Source organism: Streptomyces sp. NBC_00569 (assembly GCF_036345255.1).
GTDB lineage: Bacteria > Actinomycetota > Actinomycetes > Streptomycetales > Streptomycetaceae > Streptomyces.
This window is the reverse complement of record NZ_CP107783.1, coordinates 4,623,704-4,650,371: the sequence shown is the minus strand read 5'-3', so window position 1 is coordinate 4,650,371 and position 26,668 is coordinate 4,623,704. Positions and strand designations below refer to the sequence as shown.

General features: G+C 69.6%; 22 protein-coding genes. 20 read left to right on the top strand and 2 right to left on the bottom strand.

Annotated features, from left to right (window positions below; genetic code table 11):
* The first annotated feature begins 35 nt into the window (after positions 1 to 35).
* Positions 36 to 1,319: a geranylgeranyl reductase family protein gene (locus tag OHO83_RS20840; RefSeq protein WP_116511243.1), complete on the top strand. Its 1,284-nt coding sequence runs from the start codon at positions 36 to 38 to the stop codon at positions 1,317 to 1,319.
* 180 nt (positions 1,320 to 1,499) lie between these two features.
* A complete protein-coding gene (locus tag OHO83_RS20835) occupies positions 1,500 to 1,826 on the top strand; it encodes a putative quinol monooxygenase (protein ID WP_266673179.1) in 327 nt (108 codons plus the stop codon).
* Between the two features lie 101 nt (positions 1,827 to 1,927).
* Here OHO83_RS20835 and OHO83_RS20830 read toward each other — a convergent pair whose 3' ends face one another.
* On the bottom strand, positions 1,928 to 2,734 hold the full coding sequence (locus OHO83_RS20830) for a C40 family peptidase (protein WP_266673181.1): 807 nt from the start codon (positions 2,732 to 2,734) through the stop codon (positions 1,928 to 1,930).
* Between the two features lie 713 nt (positions 2,735 to 3,447).
* Between OHO83_RS20830 and OHO83_RS20825 the strand changes: the two genes are divergently transcribed.
* The 15 genes from OHO83_RS20825 to recQ all read left to right on the top strand — a co-directional run bounded on the left by OHO83_RS20825 (position 3,448) and on the right by recQ (position 21,613).
* Positions 3,448 to 3,807 carry an NADH-quinone oxidoreductase subunit A gene (locus OHO83_RS20825; protein ID WP_007383963.1) on the top strand — a complete coding sequence of 120 codons (360 nt, stop codon included), beginning with the start codon at positions 3,448 to 3,450 and terminating at the stop codon, positions 3,805 to 3,807.
* Between the two features lie 13 nt (positions 3,808 to 3,820).
* Positions 3,821 to 4,375, top strand: a complete 555-nt coding sequence (locus OHO83_RS20820) for a NuoB/complex I 20 kDa subunit family protein (RefSeq protein ID WP_006133126.1) — start codon at positions 3,821 to 3,823, stop codon at positions 4,373 to 4,375.
* Positions 4,372 to 5,112 (top strand): NADH-quinone oxidoreductase subunit C, encoded by a 741-nt coding sequence (locus OHO83_RS20815; protein ID WP_266673184.1) that lies wholly within the window; start codon positions 4,372 to 4,374, stop codon positions 5,110 to 5,112. Before OHO83_RS20820 ends, OHO83_RS20815 begins: the two co-directional genes overlap by 4 nt.
* Positions 5,112 to 6,434 (top strand): NADH-quinone oxidoreductase subunit D, encoded by a 1,323-nt coding sequence (locus tag OHO83_RS20810; protein WP_266673186.1) that lies wholly within the window; start codon positions 5,112 to 5,114, stop codon positions 6,432 to 6,434. The genes OHO83_RS20815 and OHO83_RS20810 overlap by 1 nt, the downstream gene beginning before the upstream one ends.
* Entirely contained in the window at positions 6,431 to 7,309 is an 879-nt protein-coding gene (gene nuoE / locus OHO83_RS20805; RefSeq protein WP_266673188.1) for an NADH-quinone oxidoreductase subunit NuoE, read from the top strand. Before OHO83_RS20810 ends, nuoE begins: the two co-directional genes overlap by 4 nt.
* The gene (nuoF, locus tag OHO83_RS20800; protein ID WP_266673190.1) at positions 7,306 to 8,661 is read left to right on the top strand and encodes an NADH-quinone oxidoreductase subunit NuoF; all 1,356 of its coding nucleotides are present in this window, start codon (positions 7,306 to 7,308) and stop codon (positions 8,659 to 8,661) included. The genes nuoE and nuoF overlap by 4 nt, the downstream gene beginning before the upstream one ends.
* A complete protein-coding gene (locus OHO83_RS20795; RefSeq protein WP_266673192.1) occupies positions 8,658 to 11,156 on the top strand; it encodes an NADH-quinone oxidoreductase subunit G in 2,499 nt (832 codons plus the stop codon). Before nuoF ends, OHO83_RS20795 begins: the two co-directional genes overlap by 4 nt.
* A complete protein-coding gene (gene nuoH, locus OHO83_RS20790) occupies positions 11,153 to 12,535 on the top strand; it encodes an NADH-quinone oxidoreductase subunit NuoH (RefSeq protein WP_266673194.1) in 1,383 nt (460 codons plus the stop codon). Before OHO83_RS20795 ends, nuoH begins: the two co-directional genes overlap by 4 nt.
* On the top strand, positions 12,528 to 13,139 hold the full coding sequence (gene nuoI, locus OHO83_RS20785; protein ID WP_266673196.1) for an NADH-quinone oxidoreductase subunit NuoI: 612 nt from the start codon (positions 12,528 to 12,530) through the stop codon (positions 13,137 to 13,139). Before nuoH ends, nuoI begins: the two co-directional genes overlap by 8 nt.
* Entirely contained in the window at positions 13,136 to 13,960 is an 825-nt protein-coding gene (locus OHO83_RS20780; protein WP_266673198.1) for an NADH-quinone oxidoreductase subunit J, read from the top strand. Before nuoI ends, OHO83_RS20780 begins: the two co-directional genes overlap by 4 nt.
* Entirely contained in the window at positions 13,957 to 14,256 is a 300-nt protein-coding gene (gene nuoK / locus OHO83_RS20775) for an NADH-quinone oxidoreductase subunit NuoK (RefSeq protein WP_100598032.1), read from the top strand. The genes OHO83_RS20780 and nuoK overlap by 4 nt, the downstream gene beginning before the upstream one ends.
* 14 nt (positions 14,257 to 14,270) lie before the next feature.
* Positions 14,271 to 16,172, top strand: coding sequence for an NADH-quinone oxidoreductase subunit L (gene nuoL, locus OHO83_RS20770; protein WP_266673200.1), 1,902 nt, complete (start codon positions 14,271 to 14,273; stop codon positions 16,170 to 16,172).
* Positions 16,173 to 16,177: 5 nt separating this feature from the next.
* Complete coding sequence (locus tag OHO83_RS20765) at positions 16,178 to 17,749, top strand: NADH-quinone oxidoreductase subunit M (RefSeq protein ID WP_266673202.1); 1,572 nt, start codon at positions 16,178 to 16,180, stop codon at positions 17,747 to 17,749.
* Positions 17,746 to 19,410 (top strand): NADH-quinone oxidoreductase subunit NuoN, encoded by a 1,665-nt coding sequence (gene nuoN / locus OHO83_RS20760; protein ID WP_266673204.1) that lies wholly within the window; start codon positions 17,746 to 17,748, stop codon positions 19,408 to 19,410. The genes OHO83_RS20765 and nuoN overlap by 4 nt, the downstream gene beginning before the upstream one ends.
* A 229-nt stretch (positions 19,411 to 19,639) precedes the next feature.
* Positions 19,640 to 21,613, top strand: a complete 1,974-nt coding sequence (gene recQ, locus OHO83_RS20755; RefSeq protein WP_266673206.1) for a DNA helicase RecQ — start codon at positions 19,640 to 19,642, stop codon at positions 21,611 to 21,613.
* 49 nt (positions 21,614 to 21,662) lie between these two features.
* Here recQ and fahA read toward each other — a convergent pair whose 3' ends face one another.
* Complete coding sequence (fahA, locus tag OHO83_RS20750) at positions 21,663 to 22,925, bottom strand: fumarylacetoacetase (RefSeq protein ID WP_266673208.1); 1,263 nt, start codon at positions 22,923 to 22,925, stop codon at positions 21,663 to 21,665.
* 213 nt (positions 22,926 to 23,138) lie between these two features.
* On the opposite strand from fahA, the gene OHO83_RS20745 reads away from it, so the two are divergent.
* The 3 genes from OHO83_RS20745 (at position 23,139) to OHO83_RS20735 (ending at position 26,646) form a co-directional block, all read left to right on the top strand.
* Positions 23,139 to 24,434: a carboxylate--amine ligase gene (locus tag OHO83_RS20745; protein ID WP_266673210.1), complete on the top strand. Its 1,296-nt coding sequence runs from the start codon at positions 23,139 to 23,141 to the stop codon at positions 24,432 to 24,434.
* A gap of 87 nt (positions 24,435 to 24,521) precedes the next feature.
* Positions 24,522 to 25,724, top strand: a complete 1,203-nt coding sequence (locus OHO83_RS20740; RefSeq protein WP_266673212.1) for an NAD(P)-binding domain-containing protein — start codon at positions 24,522 to 24,524, stop codon at positions 25,722 to 25,724.
* A 100-nt stretch (positions 25,725 to 25,824) separates the two neighbouring features.
* Positions 25,825 to 26,646 carry an HAD family hydrolase gene (locus OHO83_RS20735; RefSeq protein ID WP_266673214.1) on the top strand — a complete coding sequence of 274 codons (822 nt, stop codon included), beginning with the start codon at positions 25,825 to 25,827 and terminating at the stop codon, positions 26,644 to 26,646.
* The last annotated feature ends 22 nt before the right edge of the window (positions 26,647 to 26,668 follow it).

Here is a 26,668-nt window from a genome sequence, read left to right as displayed (position 1 = left end):
GGCACGCAGATTTCGAGTCTTCGGGAGAACCCGCCGTGACCGAGCCCCTCTCCGAGCACAGCGCAGATGTGATCGTCGTCGGGGCCGGGCCAGCCGGTTCGACGACGGCGTACTACCTGGCCAAGGCCGGACTCGACGTCCTCCTTCTGGAGAAGACCGCGTTCCCCAGGGAAAAGGTGTGCGGCGACGGCCTCACCCCGCGGGCCACCAAGCAGCTCGTGTCGATGGGCATCGACATCTCCGAAGAGGCGGGCTGGCTGCGCAACAAGGGCCTGCGGATCATCGGCGGCGGCGTCCGGCTCCAGCTGGACTGGCCGGATCTCGCCTCCTACCCGGACTACGGACTCGTCCGCAAGCGCGACGACTTCGACGAGCAGCTCGCCCGGCAGGCGCAGAAGGCGGGCGCGCGCCTGTACGAGCGCTGCAACGTCGGCGCCCCGATCATCGACGACCGCACGGGCCGCATCACCGGCGTCAACGCCAAGCTCGGTGAGGAGAAGCGCGAAGTCACCTTCCACGCGCCCCTCGTCGTCGCCGCGGACGGCAACTCGACCCGGCTGTCCCTCGCGATGGGCCTGCACCGGCGCGACGACCGCCCGATGGGCGTCGCCGTCCGCACGTACTTCACCTCGCCGCGCCACGACGACGACTACCTGGAGTCCTGGCTGGAGCTGTGGGACCGCCGCGGCGCCCAGGACCGGCTGCTGCCCGGCTACGGCTGGATCTTCGGCATGGGCGACGGCACGTCGAACGTCGGCCTCGGCATCCTCGACTCCTCCGCCGCGTTCAAGGAGCTCGACTGGCGCGAGGTCCTGAAGGCCTGGTGCGCCTCGATGCCGGAGGACTGGGGCTACACCCCGGACAACATGACGATGCCGATCCGCGGCGCCGCCCTGCCCATGGCCTTCAACCGACAGCCGCACTACACCAAGGGCCTGCTCCTGGTCGGCGACGCGGGCGGCATGGTGAACCCGTTCAACGGCGAGGGCATCGCGTACGCCATGGAGTCCGGCCAGATCGCGGCCGACGTCATCGTGCAGGCGCACGCCCGCGCGACCGACGCCCAGCGCGAACTCGCCCTCCACCGCTACCCGAAGGTCCTCAAGGACACCTACGGCGGCTACTACACGCTGGGCCGCGCCTTCGTGAAGCTCATCGGCAACCCGAAGGTCATGAAGATCGCGACGCAGCGCGGCCTGACGCACCCGGTGCTCATGAAGTTCACGCTGAAGATGCTCGCCAACCTGACCGACCCGACGGGCGGCGACGCGATGGACCGCATCATCAACGGCCTGAGCAAGGTGGCGCCGAAGGCGTGAGCGGCCCGGACGCGCCGGGTCGGTGAGCGCCCGCCGCCGTCGCGTTCCGCGGCGGGCAGCGGGCGCTCACGGCGCTTGCGGGGCGCTCCGCCCGCGCCGCGCAGGCCCGGCTTTCGCGGCGCTGCCGCGATCGCGCGCGCCGAACTGGCCGTGCGGGGCGGCAGGGAGCACCCTGGCTGCATGATTTTCATCGCCGTGAAGTTCACCGCCCGGCCCGAGTACGCCGACTCCTGGCTGGAGCACACCGCCGATTTCACCCGCGCCACGCGCGCCGAGGAGGGCAACCTCTTCTTCGACTGGTCCCGCAGCGTCGAGGACCCGAACCAGTACGTCCTCCTGGAGGGCTTCCGGGACGGGGACGCGGGGGCCGCGCACGTGGGCTCCGACCACTTCAAGGCCGGCCTGGAGACGATGGCCGGTCTGATCGCCTCCGTGCCGGAGATCATCAATACGGAGATCCCGGGCGGCAGTTGGGGCCCTATGGGTGAATTGTCTCCGAAGGGCTAACTTGTACAAGACCGCTGCTTTGGCGGTATTCATAGCAAAAGGCCACCACTCCCGAGCAGGAGAGTGGTGGCCTTTTGTCGGACATGACGCGAAATGGGCGATCAGAGAACGCGGACCGCACCGCTCGCCGGGTAGCCGGACAGGTCCTGGATGACAACACCCTTGGAGGGGTTGGCGGCGTCCAGGTACTGGCCGTTACCGATGTACACACCCACGTGGTACGCCGAGCCCGCGGCGCCCCAGTAGAGGAGGTCGCCGACCTGCAGGTTGTCGAGGGAGACCGGGGTGCCGGCCGTCGACTGGTCCTGCGAGACGCGCGGCAGGCTGACGCCGGCCTGCGCGAACGCGGCCTGGGTCAGGCCGGAGCAGTCCCAGGAGTTGGGGCCGGTGCCGCCCATGACGTACGCGTCGCCGACCTGAGCCTTCAGGAAGGCGATGACGGACGCGACGCTGCCGCTGGCGGGGGCCGCGACGTGGGAGGCCGTGGAGGAGGCGGTGGAGAGGGTGGTGCGCTCGGCGGAGCGCGACGCACGCGCTTCCTCGGCCTTGCGCTTCGCCTCGGCCTCGGCCTTCTTCTTGGCCTCCGCCTTCTTCTCCGCGAGGGCCTGGTCCGCCTTGGCCTGCTTCGCGGCCTTTGCGACGGCCAGATCCTGCTCGGCCTGCAGCGCGTACGAGTTCGCGGCCTGCTGGGTGGCGTCCGCGGACTGGGCGACCTGAGTGGAGAGGTCCGCCGTGATGGTCGGCATCTCGATGGTCTCGGTCACCGGCTCGGCGGCGAACGCCGGGCCGGACGCACCGGCCACTGCCAGGGTGCTGAGGACGCCACCGGCAACTCCGGCGCGCAGGGCGATTTTCGACGCGCTGCGACGGGGCTTCCGGTGGCTGGGTATGTGAGCGGTGTGGGACATGAGTACAACCGCTATCAGGGCCTCCATGGTTCCTTCAAGAAACGTGTGGTGCGCCACAGTTGTCGTGTGAACGTTTGAATCCCGGGCGCGGCGGCCTTTATTGACGCCGTAACGGGCAATCCGGACAGGGTTGATCAAGCCTGTGATCACGGGCTTTCTGTAATACGCCCGAATTGCCCTCGGCCTACCACTCGTTGACACCGATGGCCAAGCCCGGTTTCTAACGGATAACGGTCCGCGTGACGCAGGTCACAAAGGGGCCGCCTGTGCCGCCGGACGCTCCTCGTCGACGCGTGCCCGCGTCCACTTACGTCCACACCTCTCCCTCTGATGTGTGAACGGCGGCCACTATCAGCCAGTTCTGTCCAGCGCCAATTTGCCTGAGCGTGTCACCTCTTGATAGTGCGCCAACGCTTCTACCTGGGGTAACGAGCCAAGATGTCACCTCTGGTGATCACTCAGGCGCTTCGCGTGTGAAGATCACCGCTCATCCGACTTCATGATCCTTCGTCAGGTGGTGGAGATCACAAAGCTGTTGGCGCACCCCGTGTCGCAGATCACAGACCGGCAGGCATAGGATGCGGGGCAGTTGGGCTTGTGACCTGCTTCACATGTGAGCGATCTTCGTGCAATCGAGGGGTGGCTTCGCGGGGAGCGGGGGCGGGCCCACGTATCCGCCAGCAGTCAGCGCCGACTGAGAGGAGCGAGGAGCGGTGAACGCGTATGCGCCCATCCTCGTACTGGGAGCCCTCGGGGCAGGCTTTGCGATCTTCTCCGTGGTCATGGCCACGCTTATCGGTCCAAAGCGATACAACCGGGCCAAGCTCGAGGCCTACGAGTGCGGTATCGAGCCGACCCCCACGCCGGCCGGCGGCGGGCGCTTCCCCATCAAGTACTACCTGACGGCGATGCTCTTCATCGTCTTCGACATCGAGATCGTCTTCCTCTACCCCTGGGCTGTCACCTTCGACGCCCTGGGTGTTTTCGGGCTCGTGGAGATGCTGCTCTTCGTGCTCACCGTCTTCGTCGCGTACGCGTACGTATGGCGGCGCGGCGGCCTGGAATGGGACTGAGGGGCCTTAAGCCATGGGACTCGAAGAAAAGCTGCCGAGCGGCTTTCTGCTGACCACCGTCGAGCAGGCCGCGGGCTGGGTGCGCAAGTCATCCGTCTTCCCGGCCACGTTCGGCCTGGCGTGCTGCGCCATCGAGATGATGACGACGGGCGCCGGCCGCTATGACCTGGCGCGCTTCGGCATGGAGGTCTTCCGCGGCTCGCCGCGGCAGGCGGACCTGATGATCGTGGCCGGGCGCGTGAGCCAGAAGATGGCGCCCGTCCTGCGGCAGGTCTACGACCAGATGCCGAACCCCAAGTGGGTCATCTCCATGGGCGTGTGCGCCTCGTCGGGCGGGATGTTCAACAACTACGCGATCGTGCAGGGCGTCGACCACGTAGTCCCTGTGGACATCTACCTGCCCGGCTGTCCGCCGCGGCCGGAGATGCTGATGGACGCGATTCTCAAGCTCCATCAGAAGATCCAGTCCTCCAAGCTCGGCGTGAACGCCGAGGAGGCGGCCCGCGAGGCGGAGGAAGCGGCGCTCAAGGCGCTCCCGACGATCGAGATGAAGGGGCTGCTGCGGTGAGCGACGCGGACAGCAACGGGGTCAACCCCGAGAAGGACCTCAGCGCGGCCAACCTTCCGGGGCAGCGCGGCGACCAGGGCGAGGAGATCCGCGTCCAGCGCGGCATGTTCGGCGCCAACAACGGCGGCGACACGTCGGGATACGGCGGCCTCGTCCGCTCCGTACGGCTGCCGGGTGCCGCCTCGCGACCGTACGGCGGCTGGTTCGACGAGGTGGCCGACGAGCTGGAGGGGGCCCTGGAGGAACAGGGCCTCGTCCCCGAGAACGCGATCGACAAGACCGTCGTCGACCGCGACGAGCTCACCTTCCACATCGAGCGTGAGTACCTGGTGCGCGTCGCCCGGACCCTGCGCGACGACCCGGCCCTGCGCTTCGAGCTCTGCACGGGTGTGAGCGGGGTGCACTACCCGGACGACAAGGGCCGTGAGCTGCACGCCGTCTACCACCTGCGCTCGATCACCCACAATCGCCTGATCCGCCTCGAGGTCAGCGCCCCCGACGCGGATCCGCACGTCCCCTCGCTGGTCGCCGTCTATCCGACGAACGACTGGCACGAGCGCGAGACGTACGACTTCTTCGGTCTGGTCTTCGACGGCCACCCGGCGCTGACGCGGATCATGATGCCGGACGACTGGCAGGGCTTCCCGCAGCGCAAGGACTACCCCCTCGGCGGCATCCCCGTCGAGTACAAGGGCGCCCAGATCCCGGCTCCGGACCAGCGGAGGTCGTACTCCTGATGTCTACTCCTTCTGCATCGCCGCGCGAGACGACCGAGGGGACCGTATATACGGTCACCGGCGGCGACTGGGACGAGGTCGTCCAGTCCGCGGCCAAGGCCGACGACGAGCGCATCATCGTCAACATGGGTCCGCAGCACCCGTCCACGCACGGCGTGCTCCGGCTGATCCTGGAGATCGACGGCGAGACGGTCACCGAGGCCCGCTGCGGCATCGGCTATCTGCACACCGGCATCGAGAAGAACCTCGAGTACCGCACGTGGACGCAGGGCACCACGTTCGTGACGCGCATGGACTATCTGACGCCGTTCTTCAACGAGACGGCGTACTGCCTCGCGGTCGAGAAGCTCCTCGGTATCGAGGGCGAGATCCCCGACCGGGCGTCGATCATCCGGGTGCTCCTGATGGAGCTGAACCGGATGTCCTCGCACCTGGTCGCCATCGCCACCGGCGGCATGGAGCTCGGCGCCACGACGATCATGATCTACGGCTTCCGTGATCGTGAACTCATTCTCGATATCTACGAACTCATCACCGGCCTGCGCATGAACCACGCGTACATCCGGCCCGGCGGACTCGCCCAGGACCTGCCGCCCGGCGCGGTGGACCAGATCCGCGAGTTCGTGAAGAAGATGTCGAAGAACCTTCCCGAGTACGACAAGCTCGCCACCGGGAACCCCATCTTCAAGGCCCGTATGCAGGACGTCGGCTATCTCGACCTCACCGGCTGCATGGCCCTCGGAGCCACCGGGCCGATCCTGCGCTCCGCGGGTCTCCCGCACGACCTGCGCAAGTCGCAGCCGTACTGCGGCTACGAGAACTACGACTTCGAGGTCCCGACCGCCGACACCTGCGACTCCTACGGACGCTTCCTGATCCGCCTGGAGGAGATGCGCCAGTCGCTGCGCATCGTCGAGCAGTGCCTGGACCGGCTCGCCCCGGGCCCGGTCATGGTCGCCGACAAGAAGATCGCCTGGCCCGCGCAGCTCGCGCTCGGCCCCGACGGCCTCGGCAACTCGCTCGACCACATCAAGCAGATCATGGGCACCTCCATGGAGTCCCTGATCCACCACTTCAAGCTGGTGACCGAGGGCTTCCGGGTCCCCGCCGGGCAGGCGTACTCCGCCGTCGAATCCCCCAAGGGGGAGCTGGGGGTGCACGTCGTGTCCGACGGCGGCACCCGTCCCTACCGGGTCCACTACCGCGACCCTTCCTTCACCAACCTTCAGGCCATGGCGGCGATGTGCGAGGGCGGCCAGGTCGCCGACGTCATCGTCGCCGTCGCGTCCATCGACCCCGTGATGGGAGGCGTCGACCGGTGACCACCACTCCTTCCGAGCAGGGCCAGGGCGTCAGCCTGGGCATGCCCCAACTGCCCGCGCCGGACTACCCGGACGACGTCCGGGCCCGGCTCGAGACGGACGCGCGCGAGATCATCGCCCGCTACCCGGGATCGCGCTCCGCGCTCCTCCCGCTGCTGCACCTCGTGCAGTCGCAGGAGGGTCATGTCACGCGCACGGGCATGCAGTTCTGCGCCGACATGCTGGGCCTGACCACCGCCGAGGTCACCGCCGTCGCGACCTTCTACACGATGTACCGGCGCAAGCCGAGCGGCGACTACCAGGTCGGCGTCTGCACGAACACGCTGTGCGCCGTGATGGGCGGCGACGCCATCTTCGAGGCCCTCCAGGAGCACCTGGGCGTCGGCAACGGCGGGACCACCGAGGACGGCAAGGTCACCCTCGAGCACATCGAGTGCAACGCGGCCTGCGACTTCGCGCCCGTCGTGATGGTCAACTGGGAGTTCTTCGACAACCAGACGGTGGGCAGCGCGAAGCGGCTGGTCGACGACCTGCGCGCGGGCGCGCAGGTCGAACCCACCCGCGGCGCCCCCCTGTGCACGTACAAGGAGACCGCGCGGATCCTCGCCGGCTTCCCGGACGAGCGGCCCGGCGCCGTCGAGGCGAGCGGCAGCGCGGGACCTGCCTCGCTGATCGGCCTGCGTCTCGCCAGGGGCGAGGCCGCCCCCGCGCGCGTGGTCCATCCGCGGGACGGAGGTCCCCATCGGGACGCCGGCGACGCGCCACCGCACGACGCGTCTCCTGCCGAGCACCTGAGCTCGCACGACGCGCCCCAGGACACGTCGTCCTCCGATCCGGCCCACCCGGCGGGACCTGTCGCCGAGGAGGGAGAGTGATGACCTTGGCAGCCGAGATCGACAACGACACCAGCCCCGAGAAGCTGCTCGCGCCGGTACTTTCGGCGTTCTGGGACGAGGACAAGTCCTGGTCCCTGGACGTCTACCGACGGCACGACGGCTACGAGGGTCTGCGCAAGGCCCTCGCCATGTCGCCGGACGACCTGATCGCCTATGTGAAGGACTCCGGCCTGCGCGGCCGTGGCGGCGCGGGCTTCCCCACCGGAATGAAGTGGCAGTTCATTCCGCAGGGCGACGGCAAGCCGCACTATCTGGTTGTCAACGCCGACGAGTCGGAGCCGGGGACCTGCAAGGACATCCCGCTCCTCTTCGCTAACCCGCATTCCCTCATCGAGGGGATCGTGATCGCGTGCTACGCGATCCGCTCTTCGCATGCCTTCATCTATCTGCGGGGCGAGGTCGTCCCCGTACTGCGACGGCTCCACGAGGCCGTACGGGAGGCCTACGCGGCGGGCTACCTCGGTGAGAACGTGCTGGGCAGCGGGCTGAACCTCGAACTCACGGTGCACGCGGGCGCGGGCGCGTACATCTGTGGCGAGGAGACCGCACTGCTCGACTCGCTGGAAGGCCGCCGTGGCCAGCCGCGGCTGCGTCCCCCCTTCCCCGCGGTCGCGGGGCTCTACGCGTGCCCCACTGTTGTCAACAACGTCGAGTCCATCGCGTCGGTTCCCGCGATCCTGAATCGCGGCAAGGACTGGTTCAAGTCGATGGGCAGCGAGAAGTCCCCGGGCTTCACGCTGTACTCGCTCAGCGGGCACGTCACGAACCCCGGCCAGTACGAGGCGCCGCTCGGCATCACGCTGCGCCAGCTCCTCGACATGAGCGGCGGCATGCGTCCGGGCCACCGTCTCAAGTTCTGGACTCCCGGTGGCAGTTCGACCCCGATGTTCACCGACGAGCACCTCGACGTGCCCCTCGACTACGAGGGCGTCGGCGCCGCGGGATCCATGCTCGGCACGAAGGCGCTCCAGTGCTTCGACGAGACGACCTGCGTCGTGCGGGCGGTCACCCGTTGGACCGAGTTCTACGCCCACGAGTCCTGCGGCAAGTGCACACCGTGCCGTGAAGGGACCTACTGGCTCGTGCAGTTGCTGCGCGACATCGAGGCCGGCAAGGGCTCGATGAGCGACCTCGACAAGCTGAACGACATCGCCGACAACATCAACGGCAAGTCGTTCTGCGCGCTCGGCGACGGCGCCGCGTCCCCGATCTTCTCCTCGCTCAAGTACTTCCGCGAGGAGTACGAGCAGCACATCACGGGCAAGGGCTGCCCCTTCGACCCCGCCAAGTCGACCGCTTGGGCGGACCAGCGCACGGAGGTGAACGCATGACGGTAACCACAGGCGCTCCCTCCGGGGGCGGTGAGGCGGCGGTGCCGCCGGAAGATCTCGTCTCGCTGACGATCGACGGCATCGGGATCAGCGTGCCCAAGGGCACCCTGGTCATCCGCGCCGCCGAACAGCTCGGCATCGAGATCCCCCGCTTCTGCGACCACCCCCTGCTCGACCCGGCCGGCGCCTGCCGTCAGTGCATCGTCGAGGTCGAGGGCCAGCGCAAGCCGATGGCGTCCTGCACCATCACCTGCACCGACGGCATGGTGGTCAAGAGTCAGCTCAGTTCACCCGTCGCCGAGAAGGCGCAGCGCGGTGTGATGGAGCTGCTCCTCATCAACCACCCGCTGGACTGCCCGGTCTGCGACAAGGGCGGCGAGTGCCCCCTGCAGAACCAGGCGATGTCGCACGGCCAGTCCGACTCCCGCTTCGACGGGAAGAAGCGGACCTTCGAGAAGCCGGTCCCGATCTCGACCCAGATCCTGCTCGACCGTGAGCGGTGTGTGCTCTGCGCCCGCTGCACACGGTTCAGCAACCAGATCGCCGGTGACCCGATGATCGAGCTGCTCGAGCGCGGCGCGCTCCAGCAGGTCGGCACCGGCGAGGGCGACCCCTTCGAGTCGTACTTCTCCGGGAACACGATCCAGATCTGTCCGGTCGGCGCGCTGACCTCGGCGGCGTACCGGTTCCGCTCCCGGCCCTTCGACCTCGTGTCCTCGCACAGCGTGTGCGAGCACTGCGCGGGCGGCTGTGCGACCCGCACGGACCACCGGCGCGGCAAGGTCATGCGGCGCCTGGCGTCGCCGGACCCCGAGGTCAACGAGGAGTGGGTCTGCGACAAGGGCCGTTTCGCGTTCCGTTACGCGCAGAAGCCCGACCGGCTGACCACGCCGCTCGTGCGGAACGCGGACGGTGTGCTGGAGCCCGCGTCCTGGCCCGAGGCACTGGACGTCGCGGCCCGGGGTCTTTCCTCGGCCCGCGGCCGCGCCGGAGTCCTGACCGGTGGCCGGCTCACCGTCGAGGACGCGTACGCGTACAGCAAGTTCGCGCGCGTGGCGCTCGACACGAACGACATCGACTTCCGCGCGCGCGTGCACAGCAGCGAGGAGGCCGACTTCCTCGCGGCTCGGGTCGCGGGACGCGGGCGTGACCTCGACGGTGTCGGGGTCACGTACACGTCTTTGGAGAAGGCTCCCGCCGTGCTCCTCGTCGGGATCGAGGCCGAGGAGGAGGCGCCCGGCGTCTTCCTGAAGCTGCGCAAGGCGTGGCGCGGGCACGGTCAGCGGACGTTCGGGCTCGCCCCGTTCGCCACCCGGGGCCTGGAGAAGGCGGGCGGCACGCTGCTGCCGGCCGCTCCGGGCACCGAGACCGAGTGGCTCGACGCGCTCGCCTCCGGCTTCGGCCTGGAGGACGGCGGCGCCGAGGCGTCCCAGGCGCTGCGCGCCGAGGGCGCCGTCATCGTCGTCGGCGAGCGGCTCGCGGCCGTGCCGGGCGCCCTGACCTCCGTCGTACGGGCCGCCACGGCGACCGGCGCCCAGCTGGTGTGGATTCCGCGCCGGGCCGGGGAGCGCGGCGCGATCGAGGCGGGCGCGCTACCGTCGCTGCTTCCGGGCGGACGCCCGGCCACCGACCCGCGCGCGCGGGAAGAGGTCGCGGCCGCCTGGGGAGTGTCCGAACTCCCGCACCGCTACGGGCGCGACACGGGTCAGATCGTGGAGGCCGCCGCCGGCGGCGAGCTGCGGGCCCTCGTCGTCGCCGGTGTCGAGGTCGCGGACCTGCCGGACCCGGCACGCGCGCGTGAAGCACTGCACGAGGTGGCGTTCGTCGTGTCCCTGGAGCAGCGTCCCAGCGAGGTCACCGACCATGCGGACGTCGTGCTTCCGGTCGCCGCGGTCGCCGAGAAGGCGGGCACGTTCCTCAACTGGGAGGGCCGGGCACGCCTCTTCGAGGCCGCGCTCAAGCCCGATCAGATGACGCGCTCCGTGGCGCCCGCCGACGCGCGGGTCCTCCAGATGCTCGCGGACGCCATGGACGTACACCTGGGCCTGCCGGACCTGCGGGCCGCGCGGGGGGAGCTCGACCGCCTCGGCGGCTGGAGCGGCCCCCGCGCGACGGACGCGCTGGAGTCGGCCGCCCAGCTGCCGCGGCCCGCGTCCGGCGAGGCCGTCCTCGCGGGGCACCGGCTGCTGCTCGACCAGGGCCGCCTCCAGGAGGGCGACGACGCGCTCGCCGGCACGCGGCACGCGGCACACGCGCGCGTGTCGGCCGCCACGGCCGCCGAGGCGGGCGTCAAGGACGGTGACGTACTCGCCGTCACGGGGCCCGCGGGGACGACGCAACTCCCGCTCCAGGTCACGGAGATGCCGGACCGCGTCGTGTGGCTTCCGCTGAACTCCACCGGTGGGGGCGTGGCCTCCGACACGGGGGCCGTGCCCGGCGCACTCGTCCGGATCGGTCCCGCGGGCATCGACGAGGCCAAGGAGGTGCAGTCATGATCCCGCTCGCTCTCGAAGACCTCTCGCTGTTCGGCCGCGATCCCTGGTGGCTGGTCGCGGTCAAGGCGGTCTTCTGCTTCGCCTTCCTGATGGTGACCGTGCTCTTCTCCATCGTGTGGGAGCGCAAGGTCGTCGCCTGGATGCAGCTGCGCATCGGCCCCAACCGGCACGGCCCCTGGGGCATGCTCCAGTCGCTCGCCGACGGCATCAAGCTGATGCTGAAGGAAGACGTCGTCGTCAAGCGCGCCGACAAGGTGGTCTACATCCTGGCGCCGGTCGTCGCCGCGATCCCGGCGTTCATGGCGATCGCCGTGATCCCCTTCGGGCCCTCCGGCAACGAGGTCTCGATCTTCGGCCAGCGCACCACGATGCAGCTCACCGACCTGCCGATCGCGATGCTCTACATCCTCGCGGTCGCCTCGGTCGGCATCTACGGGATCGTGCTCGCGGGCTGGAGTTCCGGCTCGACCTACCCCTTGCTGGGCGGTCTGCGGTCCTGCGCCCAGATGATCTCGTACGAGATCGCGATGGGCGCGGCCTTCGCCTCGGTGTTCCTCTACTCCGGGTCGATGTCCACCTCGGAGATCGTCGCCCAGCAGCACGACCGCTGGTACATCCTGCTCCTGCCGGTCTCGTTCCTCATCTACATCGTGACGATGGTCGGCGAGACGAACCGCGCGCCGTTCGACATGCCGGAGTCCGAGGGCGACCTCGTCGGCGGCTTCAACACCGAGTACTCGTCGATCAAGTTCGCGCTGTTCATGCTCGCCGAGTACGTGAACATGGTGACGGTCTCGGCCGTGTCGGTGACGCTCTTCCTGGGCGGCTGGCGGGCCCCGTGGCCGGTGTCCACCTTCTGGGAGGGCGCGAACCACGGCTGGTGGCCGATGCTCTGGTTCGTCATCAAGGTCCAGCTGCTGCTCTTCTTCTTCATCTGGCTGCGCGGCACGCTTCCGCGCGTGCGCTACGACCAGCTGATGAAGCTCGGCTGGAAGGTCCTCATCCCGGTCTCCGTGGTCTGGCTGATGCTGGTCGCCACCGTGCGGACCCTGCGGAACGAGAACTACGACTTCGCCTCCATCGCCCTGTATGTGGGCGGCGGAGTCCTCGCCCTGCTGCTGCTCTCGTTCCTTGTCGACATCTTCAGGGACCGCGGCGGCAAGGAGCGTGAGGCGCGGGAGGCGGCCGAACAGGCCGCGGCCTTCGACCCGATGGCAGGCGGCTTCCCGGTTCCGCCGCTGCCCGGCCAGACCCCGCCGGCCGTGCCGCGCCGACGCCCGCGCGGGGAGCGGGAGTTGATTGTCAGTGGCGGACCGGATACTGCGAGTGACGGAACCGGTGAGGGTCCCAGTGACGGAAAGGAGGCGTCCCATGGCTGAGGAGTCGACGGAGGGCGGGCAGACCAAGCCCGGCTTCCAGAATCCCGTGGCCGGCTTCGGCGTGACCTTCAAGGCCATGTTCAAGAAGCGGCTGACGGAGCAGTACCCGGAGCAGCCCAAGACCACGGCCCCGCGCTTCCACGGCCGGCACCAGCTCAACCGTCATCCGGACGGCCTGGAGAAGTGCATCGGCTGCGAGTTGTGCGCCTGGGCCTGTCCCGCGGACGCCATCTACGTGGAGGGCGCGGACAACACCGACGAGGAGCGCTACTCGCCGGGTGAGCGGTACGGCCGCGTCTACCAGATCAACTACGCCCGCTGCATCCTGTGCGGCCTGTGCATCGAGGCGTGCCCCACGCGCGCGCTGACGATGACGAACGAGTTCGAGCTCGCCGACAGCAGCCGCGAGAACCTGATCTACACCAAGGAGCAGCTGCTCGCCGGGCTGGAGGAGGGCATGGTCGAATCGCCCCACTCGATCTTCCCCGGCACGGACGAGCAGGACTACTACCGGGGTCTGGTGACGGAGGCCGCGCCCGGCACGGTGCGTCAGGTCGCCGCCTCCAAGGGCGAGAAGCCCGAAGCCGAGGGGGCGGAGGCATGAGCCAGCTCGCCGCCGCAGCCACTCTTGCTGCGGGCACCTCCACCGGTGAGGCCGTCCAGTTCTGGGTCCTCGGCACGGTCGCCGTCATCGGCGCCCTGTGCACGGTCCTGATGAAGAAGGCGGTGCACAGCGCGCTGTGCCTCGCCGGGACCATGATCATCCTGGCGATCTTCTACCTGGCCAACGGCGCGTACTTCCTGGGCGTCGTCCAGATCATCGTCTACACCGGCGCGATCATGATGCTGTTCCTCTTCGTGGTCATGCTCGTCGGCGTCACCGCGGCGGACTCCCTGAAGGAGACCATCAAGGGACAGCGCTGGCTGGCCCTGCTGTGCGGACTCGGCTTCGGGATCCTGCTCCTCGCGGGCATCGGGAACGCCTCGCTCCACCAGTTCGTCGGACTGGGCAAGGCGAACGCCGGGGGGAACGTGGAAGGGCTCGCCGCCCTCATCTTCACGAAGTACGTCTTCGCCTTCGAGATCACCGGCGCCCTGCTGATCACGGCCACCCTCGGAGCCATGGTCCTCACGCACCGCGAGCGCATCGAGCGGGCGAGGACACAGCGGGAGCAGGCAGAGCAGCGTGTGCGCGAGGGCAAGCACCTGCCGCCGCTGCCCGCCCCGGGTGTGTACGCCCGGCACAACGCGGTCGACATCGCGGGCCTGCTCCCCGACGGCACCCCGTCGGAGCTCACGGTCATGCAGACGCTGCGCGAGCGCGGCCAGATCCGCGACGTGTCGGACGAGGCACTCGGTGACCTGAAGGCCCTGGAGCAGCGCTCGGCCGAGCGCCTTGAGCGGACCGAGGAGGCGTCGAAGTGAATCCGGTCAACTACCTGTATCTCGCCGCCCTGTTGTTCACGATCGGCGCCACCGGCGTGCTCATCAGGCGGAACGCGATCGTCCTGTTCATGTGCGTCGAGCTGATGCTCAACGCGTGCAACCTCGCGTTCGTCGCGTTCTCCCGGATGCACGGCAATCTCGACGGCCAGATCATCGCCTTCTTCACGATGGTCGTGGCCGCCGCGGAGGTCGTGGTCGGGCTCGCGATCATCGTGTCGCTGTTCCGTTCCCGCCACTCGGCCTCGGTCGACGACGCCAGCCTGATGAAGCTGTAAGGGGTCGCTGCACAGTGGAAAACCTGATTGCGCTGCTGGTAGCGGCGCCACTGCTCGGAGCGGCCGTACTGCTGTGCGGCGGACGGCGGTTGGACCGTGTGGGCCATCTGCTCGGCACGGTGCTCTCGGCCGCCTCGTTCGTCATCGGCGTCCTCCTCTTCACCGACATGCTCGGCAAGAGCGCCGACGACCGCACCTTCACCCAGCACCTGTTCAGCTGGATCCCGGTCGAGGGCTTCCAGGCGGACGTCTCCTTCCAGCTGGACCAGCTGTCGATGACGTTCGTGCTCCTGATCTCCGGTGTGGGCACGCTGATCCACATCTACTCGATCGGGTACATGGAGCACGACGAGCGGCGCCGCCGCTTCTTCGGCTACCTGAACCTGTTCCTCGCGGCGATGCTCCTCCTGGTCCTCGCCGACAACTACCTGCTCCTGTACGTCGGCTGGGAGGGCGTGGGCCTCGCCTCGTACCTCCTGATCGGCTTCTGGCAGCACAAGCCCAGCGCGGCCACCGCGGCGAAGAAGGCCTTCCTGGTCAACCGCGTCGGCGACATGGGTCTGTCGATCGCCATCATGCTGATGTTCACGACGTTCGGGACGTTCGCCTTCGCGCCGGTCCTGAAGGCGGCGGAGGAGCACCAGGGCGGCGGCGCGACGCTGACGGGCATCGCCCTGATGCTGCTGCTCGCCGCGTGCGGCAAGTCCGCCCAGGTGCCGCTGCAGTCCTGGCTCGGTGACGCGATGGAGGGCCCGACCCCGGTCTCGGCCCTCATCCACGCCGCGACCATGGTGACCGCGGGTGTCTATCTGATCGTCCGTTCCGGCGCGGTGTTCAACGCGTCGCCGGACGCGCAGCTCGTCGTCGTCATCGTCGGCTCGGTCACGCTCCTGTTCGGTGCGATCGTCGGTTGCGCGAAGGACGACATCAAGAAGGCGCTGGCCGGCTCGACGATGTCGCAGATCGGCTACATGGTGCTGGCCGCGGGCCTCGGCCCCATCGGCTACGTCTTCGCGATCATGCACCTGGTGACGCACGGCTTCTTCAAGGCGGGCCTCTTCCTCGGCGCCGGTTCGGTCATGCACGGCATGAACGACGAGGTGGACATGAGGAAGTACGGCGCCCTCAGGAAGTACATGCCGGTCACGTTCGTCACGTTCGGGCTCGGCTATCTCGCGATCATCGGCTTCCCCGGTCTGTCCGGCTTCTTCTCCAAGGACAAGATCATCGAGGCGGCGTTCGCGAAGGGCGGCACGGAGGGCTGGATCCTCGGCTCGGTGGCCCTGCTCGGCGCGGCCATCACCGCGTTCTACATGACGCGCGTGATGATCATGACGTTCTTCGGTGAGAAGCGCTGGCAGCCGGATGCGGAGGGCCACGAGCCGCACCCGCACGAGTCGCCGAAGTCCATGACGATCCCGATGATCGTGCTCGCGTTCGGCTCGGTCTTCGCGGGTGGCTTCTTCAGCATCGGCGACCGCTTCCTGAAGTGGCTGGAGCCGGTCACCGAGCACAGCCACGGCAACGCGCCGATCAGTGCCACGACCGTCACCTCGGCCACCATGGTGGTCCTGGTGATCGGTGTGGTCCTGGCCTACCTCCAGTACGGCCGCCGCCCGGTCCCCGTCGCCGCCCCGCGCGGCTCGCTGCTCACCCGGGCCGCCCGCCGTGACCTGCTCCAGGACGACTTCAACCACGTGGTCCTGGTCCGCGGCGGCGAGCACCTCACCCGCTCCCTGGTCTACGTCGACCACACCCTGGTCGACGGCGTGGTCAACGGGACGGCGGCCTCGGTCGGCGGGCTCTCCGGCCGGCTGCGCAAGCTCCAGAACGGCTACGCCCGCTCGTACGCCGTCTCGATGTTCGGCGGTGCGGCACTCATCGTCGCCGCGACCCTGCTGATGAGGGCGGTCTGATAGCAATGTCCTTTCCTCTGCTGACAGCGACGGCGGTGCTCCCCGCCGTGGGAGCCATCGCCACGGCTGCCGTCCCGGCCGCGCGGCGTACGGCGGCGAAGTGGCTCGCGCTGCTCGTCTCGGTCGCCACGCTCGTGCTGGCCGCGGTCGTGCTCGTGCGCTTCGAGCCCGGCGGTGCCCGCTACCAGCTCACCGAATCCCACTCCTGGATCAAGGACTTCGGGGTGCGGTACGAGCTGGGCGTGGACGGCATCGCGGTGGCGCTCATCGCGCTCACCGCCCTCCTGATCCCGTTCGTGATCCTCGCGGGCTGGCACGACGCCGACCCGCAGGAGACCGGGAGTTCGAGGTGGCGGCCGACGCAGGGCTTCTTCGCCCTGATCCTCGGCGTCGAGGCGATGGTGATCATCTCCTTCGAGGCCACCGACGTGTTCCTCTTCTACATCTTCTTCGAAGCCATGCTCATCCCGATGTACTTCCTCATCGGCGGCTTCGGGGACCGCGCCCACTCGGGCAGCGACGAGAACGCGGCGGCCCAACGTTCGTACGCCGCCGTGAAGTTCCTCCTCTACAACCTCGTCGGCGGCCTCATCATGCTGGCGGCCGTGATCGGTCTCTATGTAGTGGCGGGGAACTTCTCGCTCCAGGAGATCGCCGCCGCGCGGGCGAACGGTTCGCTGCACATGGCGACCAGCACCGAGCGCTGGCTCTTTCTCGGCTTCTTCTTCGCCTTCGCGGTGAAGGCGCCGCTGTGGCCGCTGCACACCTGGCTGCCGAACGCGATGGGGGAGGCCACCGCCCCGGTCGCCGTCCTCATCACGGCGGTGGTCGACAAGGTCGGCACGTTCGCGATGCTCCGCTTCTGCCTCCAGCTCTTCCCGGAGGCCTCGAAGTGGGCGACGCCGGTCATCCTCGTGCTGGCCCTCATCAGCATCGTCTACGGCGCGCTGCTCGCGGTCGGTCAGCGGGACATCAAGCGACTGGTGGCGTACGCGTCGATCTCGCACTTCGGGTTCATCGTCCTCGGCATCTTCGCGATGACGAGCCAGGGCCAGTCGGGCGCGACGCTCTACATGGTCAACCACGGGATCTCGACGGCCGCCCTGATGCTGGTGGCGGGCTTCCTGATCTCGCGCCGCGGTTCGCGCCTGATCGCGGACTACGGAGGCGTGCAGAAGGTCGCCCCGGTGCTCGCCGGCACGTTCCTGATCGGCGGCCTCGCGACCCTCTCGCTGCCGGGCCTCGCGCCCTTCGTGAGTGAGTTCCTGGTCCTGGTCGGCACGTTCTCGCGCTACCCGGTGATCGGGATCATCGCGACCTTCGGCATCGTGCTCGCCGCGCTCTACACGCTCGTCCTCTACCAGCGGACGATGACGGGCCCGGTGAAGCCGGAGGTCTCCGCCCTGCCGGACCTGCGGGTGCGTGAGCTCGCGGTGGTCGTCCCGCTGATCGCCGCGCTGATCTTCCTGGGCGTCTACCCGAAGCCGGTCACCGACCTGGTGAACCCGGCGGTCAAGCAGACCCTGTCCGACGTACACAAGAAGGACCCGAAGCCAGCGGTGGAGGCGGCCAAGTGAGCGCAGCAGCCGTCCACAGCCTGTGGACAACGGCGGCCACGTCGCCGCTCAAGGAACAAATCTCGAAGATCGGCGCGCCGAAGATCGAGTACGGCCAATTGTCGCCCACCCTGATCGTCATCGGTGCGGCGGTCGTCGGGGTCCTCGTCGAGGCGTTCGTGCCGCGTAAGTCCCGCTACTACGTCCAGGTGTTCCTCGCCGTCGTCGCCCTGGCCGCCGCGTTCGCCGCGGTGGTCGGGCTCGCGGCCGGCGGGTACGGCACCACGAAGGCGCACATCGCGGCCATGGGCGCGATCGCCGTCGACGGCCCGGCCCTGTTCCTCCAGGGCGTCATCCTGCTGACCGGCCTCGTCGCGATCTTCACCTTCGCCGAGCGCCGCCTGGACCCGGAGGCGCACGGCAACCGCGTCGACTCGTTCGCCGCGCAGGCCTCGGCCGTCCCCGGCAGCGACAGCGAGAAGGCCGCCGTGAAGGCCGGGTTCACCACCACCGAGGTGTTCCCGCTCGCGCTCTTCGCGATCGGCGGCATGCTGGTCTTCCCCTCGGCGAACGACCTGCTGACGCTGTTCATCGCCCTGGAGGTCTTCTCCCTGCCGCTCTACCTCCTGTGCGCCGTGGCCCGCCGCAAGCGGCTCATGTCGCAGGAGGCGGCGGTCAAGTACTTCCTCCTCGGTGCCTTCGCCTCGGCGTTCACCCTGTTCGGCATCGCCCTCCTGTACGGGTACGCGGGCTCGGTGTCGTACGCGACGATCGCCGACGTCGTCGACGGATCGATCCAGAACATCGACCCGGCGCTCGCCGACACCATGGGGAACGACGCGCTGCTGCTCATCGGCGCCGCCATGGTCGTCATGGGCCTGCTGTTCAAGGTCGGCGCCGTGCCGTTCCACATGTGGACCCCGGACGTCTACCAGGGCGCGCCCACGCCGGTCACGGGCTTCATGGCGGCCGCCACGAAGGTCGCCGCCTTCGGCGCCCTCCTGCGGCTCCTGTACGTCGTCCTGCCCGGCCTGCGCTGGGACTGGAGGCCGGTCATGTGGGCCATCGCGATCGTCACGATGCTGGGCGGCGCGATCGTCGCCATCACCCAGACCGACATCAAGCGGCTCCTCGCGTACTCGTCGATCGCGCACGCCGGATTCATCCTCGCCGGTGTCATCGCCACGACACCCGACGGCATCTCGGCCGTGCTCTTCTACCTGGGCGCGTACTCCTTCGTGACCGTCGGCGCGTTCGCCGTGGTGACGCTGGTCAGGGACGCGGGCGGCGAGGCCACGCACCTGTCGAAGTGGGCGGGTCTCGGGCGCCGCTCGCCGCTGGTCGCGGCCGTCTTCGCGGTGTTCCTGCTCGCCTTCGCCGGTATCCCGCTGACCTCGGGCTTCGCCGGAAAGTTCGCCGTGTTCAAGGCGGCGGCGGAGGGCGGCGCGGGCGCGCTCGTCGTGGTCGGTGTGATCTCGTCGGCCGTCGCGGCGTTCTTCTACATCCGTGTGATCGTGCTCATGTTCTTCAGCGAGCCGAAGGCGGACGGCCCGACGGTCGCCGTGCCCTCGCCGCTCACCATGACCACGATCGCGGTGGGTGTGGCGGTCACGGTGGTGCTGGGCCTCGCGCCGCAGTACTTCCTGGACCTGGCGAACCAGGCGAGTGTGTTCGTGCGGTAACCGCGCCACGCACGGTCGCCACCGCCCGGTGTCCCCGCGAGGGGATGCCGGGCGGAGGCGTTCCTGGCCGCCGTGGGGGACGCCTCCCCGGACCCCGGCCGGGAGGCGGCTTCGCCCCCAGCCTGTGGATAACTTTTCGGGCTGTCGGCGCGGAGCCCTATCGTGGCAGCAGTGGTCGAACCACGAAGTACGGACGTACGGGGACAGGGCGATGAATGGGATCGGTGGCATGAGCGAGGTGACGGAGCCCGGCGTGGCGACGGCGATGCGCGGCGGCGCGCTGGAGACGCTGCACCGCGTCTTCGGATATGACGCGTTCCGCGGCGAGCAGGAAGCGGTCATCGACCATGTCGTGGACGGCGGGGACGCCGTCGTCCTGATGCCGACCGGCGGCGGAAAGTCCCTGTGCTATCAGATCCCGGCCCTGGTCAGGCCCGGCACGGGCGTCGTGATCTCGCCCCTCATCGCTCTCATGCAGGACCAGGTGGACGCGCTGCGCGCGCTCGGCGTCCGCGCCGGGTTCATGAACTCGACGCAGGACTTCGACGAGCGTCGCACCGTCGAGGCCGAGTTCCTCGCGGGTGAGCTGGATGTCATCTATCTGGCACCGGAGCGGCTCCGCCTCGACTCCACGCTCGATCTGCTCTCCCGCGGCAGGATCTCCGTCTTCGCGATCGACGAGGCGCACTGTGTGGCGCAGTGGGGGCACGACTTCCGCCCGGACTACCTGGCCCTGTCCGTCCTCGGCCGGCGCTGGCCGGACGTGCCGCGCATCGCGCTCACGGCGACGGCGACGCACGCCACGCACCAGGAGATCACCCAGCGCCTGGGCATGCCGGACGCGAAGCACTTCGTGGCGAGCTTCGACCGGCCCAACATCCAGTACCGGATCGTGCCGAAGGCCGACCCGAAGAAGCAGCTCCTCACCTTCCTCAAGCAGGAGCACGAGGGCGACGCGGGCATCGTGTACTGCCTCTCGCGCAAGTCGGTGGAGGCGACGGCCGAGTTCCTCAGCCGGAACGGCATCGAGGCTGTCCCGTACCACGCGGGTCTCGACGCGGGCACCCGCGCGGCGCACCAGTCCCGCTTCCTGCGCGAGGAGGGCCTGGTCGTCTGCGCGACCATCGCGTTCGGCATGGGCATCGACAAGCCCGACGTCCGGTTCGTCGCGCATCTCGATCTCCCGAAGTCCGTCGAGGGCTACTACCAGGAGACGGGCCGCGCCGGGCGTGACGGGCTCGCTTCCACGGCCTGGATGGCGTACGGGCTGCAGGACGTCGTCCAGCAGCGGAAGCTGATCAACATGGGGGAGGGCGACGAGGCGTTCCGGCGCCGGGCGGGGTCCCACCTCGACGCGATGCTGGCGCTGTGCGAGACGGCTCAGTGCCGCAGGTCTCAGCTGCTCATGTACTTCGGGCAGGAGCCGCAGACGGCCGGCTGCGGCAACTGCGACACGTGCCTCTCGCCGCCGGAGACCTGGGACGGCACGGTCGCCGCGCAGAAGGTCCTCTCCACGGTGGTGCGCCTCGACCGGGAGCGCCGGCAGAAGTTCGGCGCGGGCCAGATCATCGACATCCTGATGGGCCGGCGCACGGCCAAGGTCATCCAGTTCGACCACGACCAGCTCTCCGTCTTCGGCATCGGCGAGGACCTGAGCGAGGCCGAATGGCGCGGCGTGGTGCGGCAGTTGCTGGCGCAGGGGCTCATCGCCGTCGAGGGCGAGTACGGGACGCTGGTCCTCACCGAGGACAGCGGGACCGTCCTCGGGCGGCAGCGGGAGGTGCGGCTGCGCAAGGAGGCGCCCCGGCCCGCCACGTCCCGCTCGGCCTCGCGCGACCGCAAGGCGAAGTCGCCCGCGGCGGACCTGCCGGAGCAGTTGCTGCCCGTCTTCGAGGCGCTGCGCGCGTGGCGCGGCGCGCAGGCGAAGGAGAACGGGGTCCCGGCCTACGTCATCTTCCACGACGCGACGCTCAAGGAGATCGCCCTCCAGCACCCCACGTCCATCGGCCAGCTGGGCACGATCGGCGGCGTCGGCGAGAAGAAGCTGGCGACGTGGGGCGAGGGTGTCCTCGAGGTACTGGCGGGCCTGGACGGCGCCGGTTCTAGCGGCCCGGCCCCGACCGGCCCCGCCGCCGGGGAGGCGCCGGAGCCGGACCCGGGCTGGCCCGAGGACGAGCCGGAGCCCGAGGACATCGACTGGTGACAGCGGTGGCGGCGCCCTCAGGCCACTGACGGCGCCGCCCTCAGGGCTCTCACACCGTGGCGCCCGCCACGATCCGCCCCGTCACCTCGCCGAGGCCCACACGAGTGTTGTCCGGGCCGGGGGCCCATGCCGTCATCGTGACCACGTCGCCGTTCTCGAGGAACGTCCGCTTGCCGTCGGGGAGTTCGATCGGGTCGCGGCCGTTCCAGGTGATCTCGATGAGGGAGCCGCGCGCGTTCTCCGAGGCACCGCTGATCGTGCCGGAGCCGTACAGGTCGCCCGTGCGCAGGGAGGCGCCGGCCACCGTCATGTGGGCCAGCATCTGCGCCGCCGTCCAGTAGAGGGAGGCGGAGGAGGTCTCGGAGATGACGTGGCCGTTGAGGGTGACGGTGATGTTCAGGTCGTAGCCACCGGGCTCGTCCGCGATGCCGTCGGCGGAAGGCGCCGAGTCGTCCAGATACGGCAGCAGCGGGTACGTGCGCTCCGGGGGCGTCACGCGCGCCTCGTCCAGCGCGTCCAGCGGAGTGATCCAGGCCGAGACCGACGTGGCGAACGACTTGCCCAGGTGCGGGCCGAGCGGCACGGTCTCCCAGGACTGGATGTCGCGCGCCGACCAGTCGTTGAGGAGGCAGAGCCCGAACACGTGGTCGCGGTACGCGGACAGCGGCACCGGCGTGCCCTGCGCGGACGGCGTCCCGACGACGAAGCCCAGCTCCGTCTCGATGTCGAGCCGCACCGAGGGACCGAAGACGGGAGCCGGGTCGGCCGGGGGCTTCCGCTGGCCCGAGGGGCGGACCACGTCCGTGCCCGAGACCACGACCGTCCCGGCGCGACCGTGGTAACCCACCGGCAGATGCTTCCAGTTGGGCTTCAGCGGCTCCTCGTCCGGGCGGAACATCCGGCCCAGGTTCCGGGCGTGGTTCTCCGAGGCGTAGAAGTCGACGTAGTCCGCGACCTCGAAGGGGAGGTGCAGGGTGACATCGGCGAGCGGGTGCAGCAGAGGCCGTACGGTCTCGCGGTGGGCCGGGACCGTGACCCAGGCGGTGAGCGCGCGGCGCACGTCCGACCATGTGGTGCGGCCCGCCGCCATGAGCGGGTTCAGGGTGGGACGGGCGAGCAGGGAGACGTAGGGCGAGCCGAGCGCTGCCGCCGCGGCGCCCGCGTCCAGCACGTACGAGCCGAGGCGCACGCCGACCCGGCGCGCTTCCACGGCGTCCCCCGGCAGGGAGAACACCCCGTACGGGAGGTTGTGCGGTCCGAAGGGGTCGCCTTCGGGGAGGTCGAGGGGGGTGAGCGGGGTCTGCTCGGACATGCGTACCTGCCTCGCTTTCCATATGGGTGGGCCACACGTTACGTGGGAGCGCCGCGTTGGGGCAGTGTCTAAAGAGTTCGCAATGTCCGAATAAGCCTTGCTGGAGTGGTCAATTCCGGCTTAGCGTCCTATCGGGGGACGCGGGCGGGGTGGGTCCGGGTCCGAAGGGGGACAGGACACGTGGGGGGACCCGTGGCCGGGAGTGCCAGCAGCGTGCCGTTCGAAGCCGACCGGGACGTGCCGGGCCTGATCGTGAAGTTCGGCGACTATCCACTGCACCACGGAGGAGTGGGAGCGATCCGCAGCCTGGGGCGCCTCGGCGTGCCCATGTATGCGATCACGGAGGACCGTTACACGCCCGCGGCGTCCTCGCGCTATCTGCGCCGGGCCTTTCCCTGGCGGACCACCGGGGCCGAGGAACCGGAGCGGCTCGTCGAGGGCATGCTGCGCATCGCGCGCCGGATCGGCAGGCCCACGGTCCTGATCCCGACCGACGAAGAGGCGGCCGTCCTCATCGCGGAGCACCAGGAGGAGCTGGCCGACAGCGGGAAGTTCCTGTTCCCGCGCGTCGGGCGGGACCTGCCGCGCAGGCTCGCCAGCAAGCAGGGGCTGCACGAACTGTGTGTGGAGCACGGCGTCGCGTCGCCGGCGGCTGCGTTCCCCGAGTCGTACGCCGACATCGAGGAGTTCGCCGCGTCGGCCCGCTTCCCGGTGGTCGCCAAGAACCGTGAGGCGTTCACCCGCCGCAAACAGCCCGCTGTGAACGGGACGACGAAGATCGCCACCCCCGAGGGCCTGCTCGCACTCGCCCGCGGCTGGGGTGAGCAGCCCGGCGCGATCCTCCAGGAGTATCTGCCGAGGGAGCAGGCCGAGGACTGGATCGTGCACGCGTACTTCGACGCGGACTCCACGCCGCTGGTCCTCTTCACCGGCGTCAAGGTGCGCTCCTGGCCGCCGCACGCGGGCATGACGGCGAACGCGTACGTCGTCGACAACCCGGAACTCGCGGACCTCGCGGCACGTTTCATCAAACAGATCGGCTTCACCGGCGTCATCGACCTCGACCTGCGCTTCGACCGGCGCGACGGCCAGTACAAGCTCCTCGACTTCAATCCGCGCATGGGCGCCCAGTTCCGGCTCTTCGAGAGCGAGTCCGGGATCGACGTCGTCCGTGCCATGCATCTCGACCTGACCGGCCGCGCCGTCCCGGAGGGGGAACAGCGAGCGGGCCACCGGTACGTGGTGGAGAACATCGACCTGCCCGCTCTCATCGCCTACCGCCGCAGCGGATACACGACCCCGCATGCCCCGGCCCGCGCCACGGGCACGGAACTCGCGTGGCTCGCCACCGACGACCTGCGGCCCCTGTTCACGATGCTCGCCCGATTCGTGGGCCCGGGAGCCCGCCACCTCCATCAGCTGTGGCGGACCAACCGCCGCGGCAGCGGCACCGCGAAGACCGGGCCCGAGGCCGAGATCAAGACCAAGGCCAAGACCGAGGCCGAATAGCGCACCGGTAAGTCGAGTTACGGGCGCGCAGACACCACGTGCCACCGCGAAGCAGGAAGCACATGTCTTCCCTGGGGAGGGGACTTCGTGATTCATCCGGTAGCTGTCATCGGGGCGGGCCCGTACGGCCTGTCGACCGCCGCCCATCTGCGGGCACGCGGCATTCCGGTACGGGTCTTCGGCGACCCCATGGTGAGCTGGCGCTCGCACATGCCCGCGGGAATGCTCCTGAAGTCCGTGCCGTCCGCCTCGAACATCGACGCCCCGCAGCGCGGCCACGACCTCGTCGACTACTGCGACGCCGCCGGGATCCCGCGCCTGGTGACGGACGAGGACATCGTCCCCGTCGAGACGTTCGTCGCCTACGGTGACTGGTTCCAGCGGAAGCTCGTGCCCGACCTGGAGCGGGTCAGGGTCGTGTCGGTCGACCGGCGCGGACACGAGAACTTCGAGGTCAAGCTGGACTCCGGGGAGCAGTTCACGGCCCGCGCGGTCGTCGTGGCCACCGGCCTTTCGGGGCTCGACCACCTGCCGCACGAGCTCACCGCGGCGGCGCCCGACGGGCCCGCCCCCACCGGTCCCGTCTCCCACAGCTCGCAGCATCACGACCTGTCCCGGTTCTCCGGCAGGGAACTCATCGTGGTCGGCGCCGGACAGTCCGCCCTGGAGACCGCCGCGCTCGCCGCGGAGGCCGGGGCGAGCGTACGGATCGTGGCGCGCGGCAAGGGTTCCGTGCGGTTCGGCTCGCCGCCGTGGGACCAGCCGAAGCTGCGCCCCGAGACGCCGTTCGGCCGGGCCTGGTCGCTGTACGCGCTGACGTACTACCCCCACCCGTACCGCCGTCTCCCGCCGCAGGCACGGCACTTCCTCGTCCGGCGGGTGCTCGGGCCGCTCGGTGCGTGGTGGCTGCGCGAGCGGTTCGAGGACAAGGTGCGGGTGCGGGAGGTGGAGGGCATCGTGGGGTCCGCCGCGGCGGACGGGGGCGTGAGCCTCACCGTGCGGGCCCCCGGCGGGCGCCTCGAGGAGCTGACCGCGGATCACGTCATCGCCGCGACGGGCTACCGCGTCGACCTCGCCGCGATGGACTTCCTCGGCGACGGCCTGCGGACCCGGACGGCCGCCAGCCGGGGAACCCCGAGGCTGGGCGCCGGCTATGTGTCCTCGGTGCCGGGGCTCTACTTCACGGGCATGCTGGGCGGGTCGTCGTTCGGGCCGGTCATGCGGTTCGTGTGCGGCACCGAGTTCGCCTCGCCACGTCTGGCGAAACACCTCGCATCGGCCCACGCGTGAGGCACCCCGCGCAAGGGTGAACGAGCGGGGCGAGGGACGGGGAGACGGAGGGGGCGACCGGGCGGAGTGACCCGGGGGAGAGGTCCGTATTCTCTCGATCATGCCCGCTCCGTTTCGCTCCGCCCCGTTCGAACTCATCGCCACAGACCTGGACGGGACGCTGCTGCGCGGCGACGACACGGTCTCCGACCGCACGCGTGGTGCCCTCGCGGCCGCGGCCGCCGCGGGGGCCCGCCACCTCGTGGTGACGGGACGGCCCGCGCCGCGCGTGCGGCCGCTGCTCGACGAGCTCGGCGGCACCGGACTCGCGGTCTGCGCCCAGGGCGCCCAGCTGTACGACGCGGCGACGGACCGCATCGTGTGGTCCCTGACCCTCGACCGTGACCTCGCCGAACAGGCCCTCGGCAAGATCGAGGCCGAGGTCGGCCAGGTCGACGCGGCGGTCGATCAGGACGGCAGGGGCGGCCTGACGCTCATCGAGCCCGGCTATGTGATGCCGCACCCCACGCTCCCCGCCGTGCGCGTCGAGCGCCGCCAGGAGCTGTGGGCCGAGCCCATCAGCAAGGTGCTGCTCCGTCATCCCCGGCTGACCGACGACGAGTTGGCGACGGTGGCGCGGGCGGTCGTCGGCGACCTGGCGACGGTCACCATGTCGGGCCCCGGCACCGTGGAGCTCCAGCCGTGCGGCGTCACCAAGGCGACGGGGCTCGCGCTGGCCGCCGAGCGGCTCGGCCTGACAGCGGAGCGCACGATGGCCTTCGGTGACATGCCGAACGACCTGCCGATGTTCGCGTGGGCCGGCCACGGCGTCGCGATGGCCAACGCCCACGCCGAGCTCAGGGCGGCGGCCGACGAGGTGACCCTGTCGAACGAGGAGGACGGCGTCGCCGTGATCCTCGAACGCCACTTCGCGCGACGCTGACCACGCGCCCCGCCGGCCCGCC